This is a genomic window from Geothrix rubra (genome assembly GCF_030268065.1).
Lineage (GTDB): Bacteria > Acidobacteriota > Holophagae > Holophagales > Holophagaceae > Geothrix > Geothrix rubra.
This window is the reverse complement of sequence record NZ_BSDD01000004.1, coordinates 172,713-189,312: the sequence shown is the minus strand read 5'-3', so window position 1 is coordinate 189,312 and position 16,600 is coordinate 172,713. Positions and strand designations below refer to the sequence as shown.

Sequence of the window (16,600 nt, the reverse complement as noted above, 5' to 3'; positions counted from 1 at the left end):
CCCGGGTTCGGGCCATTCAACGAACGTGGCTTCGAAAGGCGGTGGTATGAGGCAGGGGATCCGAGGTGTGATGGGGGCGGGACTGGCGATGGGCCTGGTGGCCCTGCCGGCGGCGGCCCAGGGTGTGGCCCTGGCGGCTTCCGATCCCGTGGGCATCGCCCGCAGCGGGGTCCAGGTGGCCTACGGCTACAGCCTGGAGGCCGCGAGCCTCAACCCGGCCCTCTTGGCCTCGCTCAAGGAATCCCGGGCGGCCTACCTGGCGGCGGGCATGGAGCTGCAGGACGCCCAGGTGAGCCTCGAGTCGAACCAGAAGACCTGGTACAGCTCGGACCGGAACCGGGGCCTCGCGGGCTTCGGCGCGGCCTTCCGCGTGGCGCCGGCCCTCACGCTGGGGCTGAAGCTGGACACCCCCTTCCAGCGCCACGGCCAGTTCGCTCCCGATGCGCCCAACCGCTTCATGGGCGACGCCCTCGACCTCTCCGGACGCCGGCTGGAGGCCCAGGCGGCGTGGGCCATCACGCCCGGGTTCTCCTTCGGCATCGGCCTGGGCGCCACCCACCTCCGCTTCGAGTCCGGCTCGGTGGTCCGTCTCGGCGTGCCGCTGGATCCCACCCAACCCACCTCGGCCACCAACCCCGTGAGCGGCGTCGTGGAGCAGGGCGTCGGGCAGAGCGGATCGAAGACACTGCCCAGCTACAGCCTGGGATTCCGGTGGGCCCTCAGCCCCCGGTGGACCCTCGGGCTCGTCCACCAGTCGGGCTACAAGACGGACCTGGATCTCTCCGCCAGCCTCCGCGGCGGCATGCTCGGCCTCTACGCCAACGACGGCATGAGCGCGCCCCTGCTGGGCACCGCCACCCGCGCCGCCGCCCTGCTGGGGCTGACCACGGCCGGGGCGGGGAACGGCCGGCTGGAGCTGCCCTCCACGACCACCTTCGGCGCGCGCCAGCGGGTCAATTCCCTGATCACCTGGGAGGGCGACCTGCGGTGGACCGCGGCCGGCCTCCAGGTGCCGGGCTTCGCCCAGGTCGGGACGCCCTCCGGCATCGTCACCCCGCCGGCCACCATCGCCCGGAGCAAGGGGCACCTGGGCGGCGGCCTCTCCGCGGAGGTCGAGCTGGGCAAGTTCTGGACCCTGCGCGCCGGCGCCTTCGTGGACCAGGCTTCCGTGGACGAGGCCCTGGTCGAGCCGCTCGTGGGCGGCTCGCGCCAGGCCAGCTTCTCCCTGGGCGCCGGCTACCGGGTGTGGGGCGGCGAGGTGAGCCTCGGCTACCAGTTCCGCCAGGCGAAGGACCAGGACGTCACCAGCCTCGACGGCGTCTGGAGCGCCGCGGGCTTCCGCGCCACAGGCAGCCGCACCCGCGTGGAGGGCATGGGACACCTGTTCGCCATCGGGTTCAAGCGGAGCTTCTAGGATGCTCTTCCTGGGGCCCCACGCCTGCGAGGAGGCCCTGTCGCGGGGCGAACTGCACACCCTCTGGATCGCGCCGGCCGCCTGGGGGCGCGTGGCGCGGCTCGTCTCCGCGGCCCGCGAGGCGGGCGTGGTGCTCCGCCGCGAACCCATGGAGGCGCTGGACCGGAGGGCCCAGGGCCAGCGGCACCAGGGCGTGCTGGGCGAAGGCGGGGCCTTCGCCTACACGGCCTTCGAGGACCTGGCCGGAGCCCTGCGTGCCCGGGGGGAGGCCGCGCTGGTGCTGGCGCTCGACGGCGTGACGGACCCCCACAACCTGGGCGCCATCCTGCGCTCTGCGGCGGGCGCGGGCGTGGACGGCGTGATCCTGCCCGAGCGCCGTTCCGCCGCGGTGAACGAGACGGTCATCCGCGCCAGCGCCGGCACCGCGGGCCGCGTACCCGTCTGCCGCGTCGTGAACCTGGGCCGCGCCCTCGACGACCTGAAGGAGGCCGGAGCCTGGATCTACGGACTCGCCGCGGGCGAAGGGAGCCGGAGCTACCTCGACGAGCCCTTCGATCGCGCGACCGTGCTGGTGATGGGCGCCGAGGGCGAGGGCCTGCACCTCAAGATCCAGGAGCGCTGCGACGGGCTGCTGCACATCCCGATGCCCGGCGGCATCGAGAGCCTGAACGTCTCCGCCGCGGCGGCAGTGGCCCTTTTCCGGGTGCTGGCCCGCCGAGGACCCCATGGGGCCTGAACTTTTCCCTTGTGAGGCCCATGGGGGCGTGATACCTTTCGAGTTCCCTGTCAGGAGAGCCCTGCCTCGCAGTGCCCCCTGACCCGGAGCCCCGACAGGGGTTCCGGATGGTCGCCACGCCGGTTCGCCGGCCGGCGCCCGGACAGCGTTGACAAGCCCCCCTGGGGCACTGGCAAGCAATGCCGAGATGGCCGAGTGGTTAATGGCAGCAGACTGTAAATCTGCCGGGCACCGCCCTACGGAGGTTCGAATCCTTCTCTCGGCACCAGTCAGCCGGTCCTCCGGCGGCTGGACCCCGTCCGGGGCGTTCCACGCGGGAATAGCTCAGTTGGTAGAGCGTCAGCCTTCCAAGCTGAATGTCGCGGGTTCGAACCCCGTTTCCCGCTCCAACCTTCCGTCCTTCCGGCGGCAAGGCCCCACCCCGCCGCAGTCTGGCGGGAAGGTTCAAGGCCCACATAGCTCAGCGGTAGAGCACTTCCTTGGTAAGGAAGAGGTCACCGGTTCAAGCCCGGTTGTGGGCTCCACCCTTTGCACCGTTCAACCCCCATTCTTCTCTCTCACCCCTCAGGAGGTTTCCGTGGCCAAAGAGAAATTTGATCGTTCGAAGCCGCACGTCAACATCGGCACCATCGGCCACGTGGACCATGGCAAGACCACGCTGACCGCCGCGATCACCTTCGTGCTCGCGAAGAAGTTCGGCGGCGAGACCAAGTCCTACGACCAGATCGACTCCGCGCCCGAGGAGAAGGCCCGTGGGATCACGATCAACACCGCCCACGTCGAGTACCAGACCGAGAAGCGCCACTATGCCCACGTGGACTGCCCCGGTCACGCCGACTACGTGAAGAACATGATCACCGGCGCGGCCCAGATGGACGGCGCGATCCTCGTGGTGGCCGCCACCGACGGTCCCATGCCTCAGACCCGCGAGCACATCCTGCTGGCCCGCCAGGTGGGCGTGCCCTACATCGTGGTGTTCATGAACAAGGTGGACATCGCCGACCCCGAGCTCACCGAGCTGGTCGAGATGGAGATCCGCGACCTGCTGTCCTCCTACCAGTACCCCGGCGACGAGATCCCCATCATCAAGGGTTCCGCCCGTCTGGCCCTGGACCACGCCGACACCCCGGACCATCCGGACTGCGCCTGCATCCATGAGCTCATGGCCGCGGTGGACGCCTACATCCCCGATCCCGTCCGCGCCATCGACAAGCCCTTCATCATGCCCGTCGAGGACGTGTTCACGATCACCGGCCGCGGCACCGTGGTGACCGGCCGCATCGAGCAGGGCATCGTGCGGGTGGGCGAGGAAGTCGAGATCATCGGCCTCAAGGACACCGTGAAGAAGGTCGTCACCGGCGTCGAGATGTTCCGCAAGTCCCTGGACCAGGGTCAGGCCGGCGACAACGCGGGCATCCTGCTCCGCGGCGTGGAGCGCAAGGATGTGGAGCGCGGCCAGGTGCTCGCCAAGCCCGGCAGCATCACCCCCCACACCAAGTTCAACGCCCAGGTGTACGTGCTGACCAAGGAAGAGGGCGGCCGCCACACCCCCTTCTTCAACAAGTACCGCCCCCAGTTCTACTTCCGCACCACGGACGTGACGGGCTCCATCGAGCTCGAGGCCGGCCGCGAGATGGTCATGCCCGGTGACAACGTCACCCTGACCGTCGAGCTGATCCAGCCCATCGCCATGGACAAGGGCCTGAAGTTCGCCATCCGCGAAGGCGGCCGCACCGTCGGTGCGGGCAACGTGGGCGAGATCCTGGCCTAGGCCAGGACCCGCCCTCCCGAAGAGGAGGTCCCCGATGCGCGAGATCGTTCACCTGCAGTGCCAGGACTGCAAGCGCAAGAACTACAGCACGACCAAGAACAAGAAGACCACCACCGGCAAGCTCGAGTTCAACAAGTTCTGCCGGTTCTGTGGTGGTGTGAAGGTGCACCGCGAGGCCAAGTAGCCTCCGGTCCCGAGGAGGCCGCCCGGACCGCACCCAGCGGAACCCGGGCGGCCGCCACAGGGGAGTAGCTCAGCTGGTAGAGCAGCGGACTCCAAATCCGCAGGTCGCGGGTTCGAACCCTGTCTCCCCTGCCATTCCGGCCCCGGCGCAATCGCTCGGGGCCAGGTTTTTCAAGAACGGACACCATCCGAGGGGTTCAGCGTGATCGGAGCCATCAAGCAGCAGGCCAGGGACCTCAAGGCCGAGCTCGACCGTGTTGACTGGCCCAGCAGGGACAAGGTGATGTCCTCCACCTGGATCGTGGTGGCGATCTCGGTCTTCGTGGGGGTGTTCCTCTGGGCCGCCGATTGGGTCCTGGCCCGGGGTTTCGCCCTCTTCTTCCCCCGCCACTGAAGGAGGCCGCCATGACCGATCTCGTGAGCACGCCCCAGGCTTCCGCGGACCCGATCCAGGGCCGTGAGCTGAAGTGGTTCATCATCCACACCTACTCCGGCTACGAGGCCAAGGTGATGGAGCACCTCCGCCAGCGCATCAAGATGGAGGAGCGGGACGGCAGCTTCGGGGACATCCAGATCCCCGAGGAGACCTACGAGGAGATGAAGGTCGACGCCAAGTCCGGCCGCAAGGAGCGCGTCGTCAAGAAGCGCAAGTCCTTCCCCGGCTACCTCCTGGTGCAGATCCAGGTGGAGCGCAAGCCCGACGGCTCCGTGGAGATGGCGGACGCCGACTGGCACCTCGTGCGCAACACCCCGAAGGTCACCAGCTTCGTGGGGGCCAACAAGAAGCGGCCCACGCCCCTGACGGACGAGGAGGTCCGCCAGATCATGCACCACACCGAGGAGACCCAGGAGAAGCCCAAGCCCAAGTACCACTTCGAGAAGGGCGAGAAGGTCCGCATCATCGACGGACCCTTCGCCAACTTCGAGGGCGACGTGGAGGAGATCCACGAGGAGCGCTCCACCATCAAGGTCATGGTCACGGTCTTCGGCCGCTCCACGCCGGTGGAACTGGACTTCATTCAGGTCGAAAAACGGTAGTGCTGTCCGGGGGACCGCGCTGCGCGCTACACCCCCGGAGCCCCCGCGCCCTCATCCGGCGGAGCCGGACTCGGGCTTTTGCAATCCACTTAAGCTTTTTCTGCCCTTTTTTGTTAGACTTTTCAGTCCCGGTCCCTTCCGACCGGGACCTTTTCAACCCGGCTGGGCGGTCCTGAGGATCCCCACCCACCAAGGCGGCCGTTGCCGGCGATTGCCGGAATCCACCGCGGGAGCACACCCATGGCAAAGAAGATCACCGGCTACATCAAGCTGCAGTTGCCCGCGGGCGAGGCCACCCCGGCCCCTCCCGTCGGTCCCGCGCTCGGCCAGCACGGCGTGAACATCATGGAGTTCGTGAAGCAGTTCAACGCGAAGTCCGTGGGCGCGGTGGAGAAGGGCACCACCCTCCCCGTCGTCATCACCGTCTACGCCGACCGCAGCTTCAGCTTCATTCTGAAGACCCCGCCCGCCGCCGTGCTGATCAAGAAGAAGATCGGCCTGGACAAGGGTTCCGCCACGCCCAACAAGCAGAAGGTCGGCAAGATCACCAAGGCCCAGCTCGCCGAGATCGCCAAGGTGAAGATGCCCGACCTCACCGCCGGCAGCCTCGAGGCCGCCGTCCGTTCCATCGCCGGCTCCGCCCGTTCCATGGGCGTCGAAGTCGTCGATTAGGCCCCTCGCGTGGGTTCCGGCCCACGCGCGAAGTTCGCACCACCTGTTGGAGAGCCGCGCCGTGCGGCGATCCCGGCCACCGCGACCGTCATCGCGGGAGATCGTTCGAGTAGGAGCCAATATGGCAAAACCTGGAAAGAAGTACCGGGCTGCCGCGGCCAAGATCGAAGATCGCCCCTACGAGCTCAAGGACGCCCTCAGCGTGATCAAGGACTCGGCCTTCGCCAAGTTCGACGAGACCGTTGAAGTGCACATGAGGCTCGGCGTCGACCCCCGCCACGCGGACCAGATGGTCCGTGGCACCATCGTGCTGCCCCACGGAACGGGCAAGACGATGCGGGTGGCGGTCATCGCGGGTGGCGAGAAGGTCAAGGAAGCGGAAGCCGCCGGCGCCGAGATCGTGGGCGGGGATGACCTGGTGGAGAAGATCGCCGCCGGGTTCCTCGACTTCGATGCTCTGGTGGCGACCCCCGACATGATGAAGGGCGTCGGCCGCCTGGGCAAGGTGCTGGGTCCCCGCGGGCTCATGCCCAACCCCAAGACCGGCACCGTGACCTTCGACGTGGCCAAGGCCATCAAGGAGATCAAGGCGGGCAAGGTGGAATACCGCGTCGACAAGACCGGCATCATCCATGCCCCCGTCGGCAAGCTGTCCTTCGGCGTCGAGAAGCTGGAGGAGAATGCGAAGGCCCTCATCGACGCCGTGCACAAGGCCAAGCCTTCCACGGCGAAGGGAAAATACGTGAAGACGATGTACATCGCCTCCACGATGGGTCCCTCCGTCTCCCTGTCCACCGCCGGCGTCGAGAAGTAGGAGGCCGACCATGGAAAAGAACCAGAAGATCGCTGAAGTCGCCGAGCTCAAGGAGACCTTCGCCACCGCCACCTCGGCCGTGGTGATCGAATTCAAGGGCCTCGTCGTCGAGAAGGACACCGCCTTCCGCAAGAGCGTCCGCGAGAGCAGGGCCCAGTACCGGGTCGGCAAGAACACGCTGCTCCGCCTCGCCGTCAAGGACACCACGTTCGCGCCGCTCGGAACCTCCTTCAAGGGCAACAGCGCCGTGGCCACCACGCACGACGATGTCGTCGCGCTGGCCAAGGCCGTCAACGGCTTCCTGAAGGACAACCCGGCCGCCGTCTTCAAGGCCGGCATCATGGACGGCAAGCAGATCAGCGCCCAGGAGCTCCAGGCCCTGGCCGAGCTGCCGAGCCGCGACGTCCTCATCGCCAAGCTGCTCTACCTCATGAAGTACCCGATCTCCGGGCTCGCGGTCGCCCTCGAGGGCATCCGCAAGCAGAAGGCCGGCGAGTAGCACCGCATTCCAACCCCGAAACCCGAAACCCGTTTACGCATGCAGGAGGCCAACATGGCTCTCACCGCCGATCAGCTCATCGCTGAAATCGAAACCATGACCGTCCTCGACCTGGCCAACCTGGTCAAGGCCCTCGAGGAGCGCTTCGGCGTCTCCGCCGCCGCCATGGCCGCTCCCGCCGCTGGCGGCGCTGCCCCGGCCGCCGCTGCCGAAGAGCAGACCGAGTTCAACGTCATCCTCGCGGATGCCGGTGCCAACAAGCTGAACGTCATCAAGGCGGTCCGCGAAGTGGTCGCCGGTCTCGGCCTGAAGGAGGCCAAGGACCTGGTCGACGGCGCTCCCAAGGCCGTAAAGGAGGGCGTCGCCAAGGACGAGGCCCAGAAGATCAAGGAAAAGCTCGAGGCCGCTGGCGCCAAGGTCGAGATCAAGTAGCCTTATTCCAGTATTAACGCAAAGCGCGGGGTGTCTCGTACACCTTGCGCTTTGCGGTTTCGTCTCGTACTGGTACGATTATTCCTTCCGCCTGGCCCTCCAGGTGGGATCTCTGCCTCGCAAAAGGCCCCCGGTTGCGAACACCCCTCCGCAGCAGCACCGACATCGCCACTGGGCCCCTCCATCCGCCAACCGGCGGTGGGGCGGCCATCGGCGCGTACCGGGGCCTCCACGCCTGAATCCCTTCTCCGGGGCCGCGGCTCCGGAGCGCGCAGTTCTTGAGGGTTCCGCCTACTTCATCTGGAGCGAACCATGAGTGTTCAGCAGAACATCTACCGCCAGCGCCACGACTTCTCGAAGATCCGCTCCCTGGTACCCATCCCGAACCTGATCGACATCCAGAAGCGGAGCTACGACGAATTCCTCCAGATGAACCTGCTCCACAGCGAGCGGGACCCCCGCGGCCTCAAGGCCGTGTTCGAATCCATGTTCCCCGTGCACAACGGGAAGAATCCCGACGGCTCCGACGCCACCCTCGAGGTCGAGTTCCTCGACTACACCGTGGGCCACTGGGCCTGCAAGTGCGAGAAGTACCTGGGGCTCGAGCACCTCCGCACCCAGTGCAAGCAGTGCGGGCACAGCATCGTCTCGGACCACCCGAAGGATCCGACGGTGGACTGCCCCAAGTGCGGCACCCGGAACAAGAACGCCGCCACCATCTGCGACGTCTGCCAGGAACCCGTGTCCATGAAGCAGAAGATGGGCATGGACGAGTGCGTGGAGCGTGGCGCCACCATGGCAGCCCCGCTGAAGATCCGGGTGCGGCTGAACCAGTTCGACCGGGACGACAAGGGCAACCGCCGCTTCAAGCAGAGCCAGGATTCCGAGGTCTACTTCGGCGACCTGCCGATCATGACCGACCGCGGCACGTTCATCATCAACGGCACCGAGCGCGTGATCGTGAGCCAGCTGCACCGCAGCCCCGGCGTGTTCTTCAGCATCGCGCCGGACAAGAGCCTCTACAGCGCCCAGATCATCCCCTACCGCGGCTCCTGGATCGAGTTCGAGCTGGACTCCAAGGGCCTGCTCTACGCCCGCATCGACCGCAAGCGCAAGTTCCTCGGCGCCACCTTCATGCGTGCCCTGGGCCTCTTCAGCGAGGACCTCAGCGCCAACGAGGCCATGCTCCGCCACTTCTACACGCCGGCCACCTTCTTCCTGAAGAAGGGCAAGCTGAGCGTCGCCCCCGGCGAGTTGCTCGTCGGCAAGAAGCTCGGCGAGCCGGTGAAGCACCCGAAGACCAAGGAAGAGATCATCGGGAAGGACAAGAAGATCAGCCGGCGCCTCCTCGAGCAGGTCGAGAAGGCCGGCATCAAGGACGTGCCCGTGGAGCGGGAGATGCTCGACGGCGCCGTCCTGCTGCAGGACGTGGTGAACATGGAGACCGGCGAGGTCCTCATGGAGGCCAACGAGCCCTTCCTCCAGACGCACCTGGAGATGTTCCTCGCGAACAACATCCCCTCCTTCGACGTCTTCTTCCCCGAGAACGACGCCACCGGCAAGGTCTTCTCCGAGACGCTGGCGAAGGACCACACGGAGGACAGCGAGGAGGCCGCCAAGGAGCTCTTCAAGAAGATCCGTCCCGGCGAGCCCGCCACGATGGAATCCAGCAAGAAGCTGCTCTACGGCATGTTCTTCGACCCCCAGAAGTACGACCTCAGCAAGGTGGGTCGGCACAAGATCAATGCCAAGCTGAGCCTCAACACCGACCTGGACTTCCGCACCCTGGGCACGGACGACTTCGTGGCCACCGTGCACTACCTCCTGCGCCTGAAGAAGTACGACACCACCCGGCAGGAGGTGAACGAGATCGCCCCCGTCCGCGCCGACGACATCGACCACCTGGGGAACCGGCGCGTCCGGTCCGTGGGCGAGCTCCTGGAGAACGGCTTCCGCGTGGGTCTGGTGCGCGTGCAGCGGGCCATCAAGGAGAAGTTCAGCATCGCGCAGGATCCCAACAGCCCCCTGCAGGCCCACGACCTGATCAACAGCAAGCCGGTCATCGCGGCCATGAAGGAGTTCTTCGGCTCCAGCCAGCTCTCCCAGTTCATGGACCAGACGAACCCGCTGTCCGAGATCACCCACAAGCGCCGCCTCTCCGCCCTCGGGCCCGGCGGCCTCAGCCGCGACCGCGCCGGCTTCGAGGTGCGCGACGTGCACACCTCGCACTACGGCCGCATCTGCCCCATCGAGACGCCGGAAGGCCCGAACATCGGCCTCATCTCCTCGCTCTCCTGCTACGCCCGCATCAACGAGTTCGGCTTCATCGAGAGCCCCTACCTGAAGGTGGAGAACGGCCGCATCGTCAACTTCGCCAAGGTCACCAGCGTGGGCGACTCGAAGTTCGAGTACATGCAGGTGGTCCGCCTGGACGAGCTGGAGGCGGAGAACAAGAAGCTCGCCAAGGCCGGCAAGCGCCCCGCCAAGATCGAGATGCACGCCTTCTACCTCTCCGCGTGGGAGGAGGACGAGCACGTCATCGCCCAGGCCAACGTCCGGGTGGACGACCAGGGCATGATCCAGGACGAGGACGTGACCGCCCGCGTGGCCGGGGAGACCAAGATCGTGCCCCGCGAGAAGGTCACGCTCATGGACGTCAGCCCGAAGCAGGTGGTCTCCGTGGCCGCCAGCCTCATCCCCTTCCTCGAGAACGACGACGCCAACCGCGCCCTCATGGGCGCCAACATGCAGCGCCAGGCCGTGCCCCTGATCCGCACCGAGGCCCCCATCGTGGGCACCGGCATGGAGTACGTGGCGGCCAAGGATTCCGGCGCCTGCGTGGTCTGCCGCCGTTCGGGCATCGTGGAGACCGTGGATGCGAACCGCATCGTGGTCCGCGTCGAGGATGATCCCGACACCGAGGGCATCGAGTCCGGCGTGGACATCTACACGCTCGTGAAGTTCGCCCGCAGCAACCAGAACACCTGCCTCAACCAGAACCCCCTCGTGAAGAAGGGCGAGTACGTCACCGAGGGCCAGATCCTCGCGGACGGCCCCTGCACCGACCACGGCGAGCTGGCCCTGGGCCGCAACCTGGTCGTGGCCTACATGCCTTGGCGCGGCTACAACTTCGAGGACGCGATCCTGATCTCCGAGCGCGTGGTGAAGGAGGATCTCTACACCACGATCCACATCGAGGAGTTCGAGGTCCACGCCCGCGACACGAAGCTGGGGCCCGAGGAGATCACCCGCGACATCCCCCAGGTGCGCGAGGAGGCCCTCAAGAACCTCGACGACAGCGGCATCATCCGCATCGGCGCCACCGTGCGCCACGGCGACATCCTCGTGGGCAAGGTCACCCCCAAGGGCGAGACCATCCTCTCCCCCGAGGAGAAGCTGCTCCGCGCCATCTTCGGCGAGAAGGCCAGCGACGTGAAGGACGCCAGCCTCACGGTGCCCCCGGGCATCGAGGGCACGGTGGTGGACGTCAAGGTCTTCACCCGCAAGGGCCAGGAGAAGGATCTCCGCACCCAGCAGATCGAGCGCGACCAGATCTCCAAGTGGGAGAAGGATCTCTCCGACGAGGAGCGCATCATCCGCGCCGAGGCCAAGAAGAAGATCGTGGCCCTGCTGAAGGGCAAGGAGCTCTCCGAGACCCTCACGGACGACAAGGGCCAGAAGGAGCTGCTGCCCAAGGGCAAGAAGCTCACCCAGAACATGCTGGAGGCCGTGCCCTACCACCGCTTCCGCCAGGTGTCCGTGGCCGCCGGCAAGGCCCGCCTCGAGCAGCAGGTGCTGGACATCCTCGACAAGACCGAGAGCCAGCTGAAGGTCCTGCGCGACATCCTGAACGAGCGCATGGAGCGGCTGCTGAAGGGCGACGAGCTCATGCCCGGCGTCCTCAAGACCGTGAAGTGCTACGTGGCCGTGAAGCGCAAGCTGCAGGTCGGCGACAAGATGGCCGGCCGCCACGGCAACAAGGGTGTGGTGAGCCGGATCCTCCCTGTGGAGGACATGCCCTACCTGCCCGACGGCCGACCGGTGGACATCGTTCTGAACCCCCTCGGCGTGCCTTCCCGTATGAACATCGGCCAGGTGCTCGAGTGCCACCTCGGCTGGGCCGGCAAGACCCTCGGCGTCCACTTCTCCACGCCGGTCTTCGACGGCGCCCGCGAGGCGGACATCAAGGGCTTCCTCACCCAGGCCTGGGAGAAGAACCACAAGCTGGGCCCCGACGTCACCGGCAAGACCATGCTGTTCGACGGCATGACCGGCGAGGCCTTCGAGCAGCCCGTGAACGTGGGCTGCGTCTACATGCTCAAGCTGCACCACCTCGTCGACAACAAGATCCACGCCCGGAGCATTGGACCCTACTCGCTCATCACGCAGCAGCCCCTGGGCGGCAAGGCCCAGTTCGGCGGCCAGCGCTTCGGCGAGATGGAAGTCTGGGCCCTCGAGGCCTACGGCGCAGCCCATGTGCTGCAGGAACTGCTCACCTACAAGTCCGACGACATGCACGGCCGGACCCAGATCTACCAGGCCATCATCAAGGGCGAGACCATCAAGGATCCCGGCCTCCCCGAGAGCTTCAACGTGGTGCGCAAGGAGCTCAACGCCCTGTGCATCGACGTGGAGATGCTGACCCGCGAGGAACTGGACCCGCTGCTCATGTCCGCCGAGCCCGAGGCCTTCACCATCGAGGGCTGAGCCCTTTCCTGCGAACCGAGACGAGAGAGAGGCCCCCATGTTCCAAGAACCCCAGAACATCAACGCCTATGAGTGCATCCGCGTCACCCTGGCCAGTCCGGACAAGATCCGGTCCTGGTCCCGGGGCGAGGTCACCAAGCCGGAGACCATCAACTACCGCAGCCTGAAGCCCGAGCGCGACGGCCTGTTCTGCGCCCGCATCTTCGGCCCCGTCAACGACTGGGAATGCCTCTGCGGGAAGTACAAGCGCCAGAAGTTCAAGGGCGTCATCTGCGACAAGTGCGGCGTCGAGGTCACCAAGAAGTCCGTGCGCCGCGAGCGCATGGGCCACATCCAGCTGGCCTCCCCGGTCAGCCACGTGTGGTTCTTCAAGGGCGTCCCCAGCCGCATCGGCTACCTGCTCGACATCCCCCTGAAGGATCTCGAGCGCGTCCTCTACTTCGAGGCCTACGCCGTCACCGAGTCCGGCGAGACCAGCCTGAAGGAAGGCGAGATCCTCAACGAGGACAAGTTCCGCGAGTGCCGCAGCCTGTACGGCGAGGGCTTCAAGGCCCAGATGGGCGCCGAGGCCATCAAGGAGCTGCTCAAGCACGTGGACGTGGAGGCCCTGGCCATCCAGCTGCGCCATGACATGAAGGTCGAGGCCTCCAGCCAGAAGCGCAGCAAGATCGCCAAGCGCCTCAAGGTGGCCGAGTCCTTCCAGCGCTCGGGCAACAAGCCCGAGTGGATGATCCTCGACGTGATGCCCGTGCTGCCCCCCGAGCTGCGCCCCCTGGTGCCCCTCGACGGCGGCCGCTTCGCCACCTCCGACCTGAACGACCTCTACCGCCGCGTCATCAACCGCAACAACCGCCTCAAGAAGCTCCTGGAGCTCAAGGCCCCCGACGTCATCGTGCGCAACGAGAAGCGCATGCTGCAGGAGGCCGCGGACGCCCTCTTCGAGAACGGCAAGCGCGGCCGCCTCCTCCGCGGCGTCAGCAACCGCCCCCTGAAGTCCCTCAGCGACGCCCTCAAGGGCAAGCAGGGCCGGTTCCGCCAGAACCTGCTCGGCAAGCGCGTGGACTACTCGGGCCGCTCCGTCATCGTGGTGGGTCCCGACCTCAAGCTGCACCAGTGCGGCCTGCCCAAGAAGATGGCGCTCGAGCTCTTCAAGCCCTTCATCTTCAACCGGCTCGAGCACAAGGGCTACGCCGCCACCATCCGCCAGGCCAAGGAGATGGTGGAGGAGGGCCGCTCCGAGGTGTGGGACGTCCTGGAAGAGGTGATCAAGGACCACCCGGTCCTCCTCAACCGCGCGCCCACCCTGCATCGCCTGGGCATCCAGGCCTTCCAGCCGGTCCTGGTGGAAGGCAAGGCCATTCGCCTCCATCCCCTCGTCTGCACCGCCTTCAACGCGGACTTCGACGGCGACCAGATGGCGGTGCACGTGCCCCTCAGCCCCATGGCCCAGATCGAGGCCAAGGTGCTGATGATGTCCACCCAGAACATCCTCAACCCCGCCAACGGCCGCCCGAACGTGGTGCCCAGCCAGGACATCGTGCTCGGCGGCTACTACCTGACCAAGAAGCGCATCGGCCGCAAGGGCGAGGGCATGGTCTTCGCCAACGTCAACGACGTGGTGGCGGCCCACGGGTCGGGCGTGGTGGACACCCACGCCATCATCCAGATCCGCTACACCGGCGAATGGGTGGACACCGAGGCCTGGCACGCGAAGGATCCCAAGAAGAACTCCGAGCAGGAAGTCTTCGAGTGCCCCGCCGAGACCGTCCACAGCCAGCTCAAGACCACCACCGTGGGCCGCGTGCTCTTCAACCGCGCGCTTCCTGACGAGGTGCCCTTCGTCAACGGCCTGCTCAAGAAGGAGGGCCTGCTCTCCCTCGTGAACCGCGCCTACAAGCTGAACGGCCCCGAGGTCACCATCCGCATGCTGGACGCCATGAAGGACACCGGCTTCCAGTGGGCCATGCGGGCCGGCGTGTCGGTGGGCATCGACGACCTGGTCGTGCCCGACACCAAGGGCAAGCTGCTCAAGGGCGCCAGCGACGAGGTGCGCGCCATCGAGAAGGAGGCCTACGAGGGCCGCCTGGACGCCTCCACGCGCTACAACCGCATCCTGGAAGTCTGGTCGAAGACCAGCGACCAGGTGGCCAGCGACATGATGAAGGAGCTGGAGAAGCGGAACGAGAACGACAAGTTCCTGAACTCCATCTACATCCTGGCCGACTCCGGCGCCCGCGGTTCCAAGACGCAGATCCGCCAGGTGGCCGGCATGCGCGGCCTCATGGCCAAGCCCAGCGGCGACATCATCGAGACGCCCATCACCGCGAACTTCAAGGAAGGCCTCTCGGTGTTGCAGTACTTCATCTCGACCCACGGCGCCCGCAAGGGCCTCGCGGACACCGCGCTGAAGACGGCCGACTCCGGCTACCTCACCCGCAAGCTGGTGGACGTGGCCCAGGACGTCATCGTCAACGAGGATGACTGCGAGACCATCAGCGGCATCGAGGTCGAGGCCATCGTCAACAGCGACGGCACCATCCGCGCCCGCCTCCGCGACCGCATCATGGGCCGCGTGGTGCTCGAGGACGTCGTCGATCCCTACTCTCACGAGGTCATCGCCGCTTCCGGCACCCTCATCGGCGAGGAGCTGGCCTTCAAGATCGAGACCAGCGGCATCACCAAGGTCAAGATCCGCTCGGCCCTCACCTGCGAGGCCCGGCGCGGCATCTGCGCCAAGTGCTACGGCCTGAACCTCAGCACCGGCCGCCTGGTGGATCTCGGCGAGGCCGTGGGCGTCATCGCCGCGCAGTCCATCGGCGAGCCCGGCACGCAGCTCACCATGCGGACCTTCCACGTGGGCGGCGCCGCGAGCCGGACCTCCGAGAAGAGCACCCACGAGGCCCAGATCGCGGGCATCGTGAAGTACGAGGGCCTGAAGGACAAGACCGTCGTCAACCGCAAGGGCGAGACCGTGGCCCTCACCCGCAACGGCTACCTCCTGGTGACCGACGCGGACGGCAACGAGCGCGAGCGCTACAAGATCACCTCCGGCGCCATCCTGCGCGTGAAGGACAAGGAGAAGGTCGAGCCCCGCACGGTGCTCGCCGAGTGGGACCCGTACAACGACGTGGTGCTCACCGAGGTGGGCGGCGTGGCGGACTTCAAGGAGTTCGAGCTCAACGTCTCCTACCAGGAAGAGAAGGATCCGATCTCCGGCAACTTCCGCAAGAAGGTCATCGATCCCACCGACGACAAGATCCACCCCCACATCAACATCAAGGGGGACAACCACAAGGTCCTCAAGCGCTACAACATCCCCACCGGCGCCTACATCGAGGTGGAGGAGGGCCAGGACCTGCTGCCCGGCGACGTGGTCGCCAAGACCCCGCGCCAGCAGGCCAAGACCTCCGACATCACGGGCGGCCTGCCGCGCGTCACGGAGCTCTTCGAGGGCCGCAAGCCCAAGGACCCCGCCATCATCAGCGAGGTCACCGGCATCGTGAAGTACGGCAACCGCGTCCGCGGCAACCAGAAGGTCACCGTGGAGTCCGAGGCCGGGGACAAGGGCGAATACCTGATCCCGCGCGGGAAGCACATCCAGGTGCAGGACGGCGATGAGATCCGCGCCGGCGAGAAGCTCACCGAAGGCGCCGTCAGCCCCCACGACCTCCTCAAGGTCCAGGGCGACCGGGCCCTCCAGGCCTTCCTCGTCAACGAGGTCCAGGAAGTCTACCGGGCCCAGGGCGTGACGATCAACGACAAGCACATCGAGGTGATCATCCGCCAGATGATGCGCTGGGTCCTCGTCACCGACGTGGGCGACACCCCGATGATCGTCGAGGAGAAGGTGGACAAGCACCGCTTCAAGGAGATCAACGAGCAGGCCCTCAAGGACGGCGGCAACCCCGCCACCTGCGAGCCCCTGCTGCTCGGCATCACCAAGGCCGCGCTGACCTCCGAGAGCTTCATCTCCGCCGCCAGCTTCCAGGAGACCACCCGCGTCCTCACCGAGGCCGCCCTGGAAGGCCGCGTGGACTACCTCCGCGGCCTGAAGGAGAACGTCATCCTGGGCCGGCTCATCCCCGCCGGCACCGGCATGGCCCACTACCGCAACCTGGAGATCGAGGAGGGCGAGTACCCCGAGCCCACCCTCAACGAGTTCCAGACCGGCGAGGACTTCGACGACGAATACGCCCGCATGGCCCAGCACGTCGAGGAACTCCAGGGCATGAGCGAAGTCGACGGCGAGGATATCTAGGGTTTTTCCTTGCAGAACACTGGAAGGGCGGGCCTGGTCCCGCCCTTTTTGTGCCAACGGTTACACCGTGGAGACT

At 66.6% G+C, this 16,600-nt stretch carries 12 protein-coding genes and 4 tRNA genes; all 16 read left to right on the top strand.

The window, feature by feature from the left end:
- Positions 1-70: 70 nt before the first annotated feature.
- The gene (locus tag QSJ33_RS11315; protein ID WP_285726151.1) at positions 71-1,414 is read left to right on the top strand and encodes an OmpP1/FadL family transporter; all 1,344 of its coding nucleotides are present in this window, start codon (positions 71-73) and stop codon (positions 1,412-1,414) included.
- A gap of 1 nt (position 1,415) precedes the next feature.
- On the top strand, positions 1,416-2,150 hold the full coding sequence (gene rlmB, locus QSJ33_RS11310) for a 23S rRNA (guanosine(2251)-2'-O)-methyltransferase RlmB (RefSeq protein ID WP_285726149.1): 735 nt from the start codon (positions 1,416-1,418) through the stop codon (positions 2,148-2,150).
- Between the two features lie 181 nt (positions 2,151-2,331).
- Positions 2,332-2,418: transfer RNA gene (locus tag QSJ33_RS11305), tRNA-Tyr, on the top strand.
- Between the two features lie 45 nt (positions 2,419-2,463).
- Positions 2,464-2,539, top strand: a tRNA-Gly gene (locus QSJ33_RS11300).
- Positions 2,540-2,599: 60 nt separating this feature from the next.
- Positions 2,600-2,674: transfer RNA gene (locus QSJ33_RS11295), tRNA-Thr, on the top strand.
- Between the two features lie 53 nt (positions 2,675-2,727).
- Positions 2,728-3,921, top strand: coding sequence for an elongation factor Tu (gene tuf, locus QSJ33_RS11290; protein WP_285726147.1), 1,194 nt, complete (start codon positions 2,728-2,730; stop codon positions 3,919-3,921).
- 34 nt (positions 3,922-3,955) lie between these two features.
- A complete protein-coding gene (gene rpmG / locus QSJ33_RS11285) occupies positions 3,956-4,105 on the top strand; it encodes a 50S ribosomal protein L33 (RefSeq protein WP_285726145.1) in 150 nt (49 codons plus the stop codon).
- Positions 4,106-4,163: 58 nt separating this feature from the next.
- Positions 4,164-4,239: transfer RNA gene (locus QSJ33_RS11280), tRNA-Trp, on the top strand.
- Positions 4,240-4,306: 67 nt separating this feature from the next.
- Complete coding sequence (gene secE / locus QSJ33_RS11275) at positions 4,307-4,498, top strand: preprotein translocase subunit SecE (RefSeq protein ID WP_285726143.1); 192 nt, start codon at positions 4,307-4,309, stop codon at positions 4,496-4,498.
- An 11-nt stretch (positions 4,499-4,509) separates the two neighbouring features.
- On the top strand, positions 4,510-5,142 hold the full coding sequence (gene nusG, locus QSJ33_RS11270) for a transcription termination/antitermination protein NusG (RefSeq protein ID WP_285726141.1): 633 nt from the start codon (positions 4,510-4,512) through the stop codon (positions 5,140-5,142).
- Positions 5,143-5,382: 240 nt separating this feature from the next.
- Complete coding sequence (gene rplK / locus QSJ33_RS11265) at positions 5,383-5,814, top strand: 50S ribosomal protein L11 (RefSeq protein WP_285726139.1); 432 nt, start codon at positions 5,383-5,385, stop codon at positions 5,812-5,814.
- A gap of 121 nt (positions 5,815-5,935) precedes the next feature.
- Complete coding sequence (gene rplA, locus QSJ33_RS11260) at positions 5,936-6,628, top strand: 50S ribosomal protein L1 (protein ID WP_285726137.1); 693 nt, start codon at positions 5,936-5,938, stop codon at positions 6,626-6,628.
- A gap of 10 nt (positions 6,629-6,638) precedes the next feature.
- Complete coding sequence (gene rplJ, locus QSJ33_RS11255) at positions 6,639-7,127, top strand: 50S ribosomal protein L10 (RefSeq protein ID WP_285726135.1); 489 nt, start codon at positions 6,639-6,641, stop codon at positions 7,125-7,127.
- 54 nt (positions 7,128-7,181) lie between these two features.
- Positions 7,182-7,559, top strand: coding sequence for a 50S ribosomal protein L7/L12 (rplL, locus tag QSJ33_RS11250; RefSeq protein WP_285726133.1), 378 nt, complete (start codon positions 7,182-7,184; stop codon positions 7,557-7,559).
- 312 nt (positions 7,560-7,871) lie between these two features.
- Positions 7,872-12,266 (top strand): DNA-directed RNA polymerase subunit beta, encoded by a 4,395-nt coding sequence (gene rpoB, locus QSJ33_RS11245; protein WP_285726130.1) that lies wholly within the window; start codon positions 7,872-7,874, stop codon positions 12,264-12,266.
- A gap of 37 nt (positions 12,267-12,303) precedes the next feature.
- Positions 12,304-16,524 carry a DNA-directed RNA polymerase subunit beta' gene (gene rpoC, locus QSJ33_RS11240; protein ID WP_285726128.1) on the top strand — a complete coding sequence of 1,407 codons (4,221 nt, stop codon included), beginning with the start codon at positions 12,304-12,306 and terminating at the stop codon, positions 16,522-16,524.
- Positions 16,525-16,600: the final 76 nt, after the last annotated feature.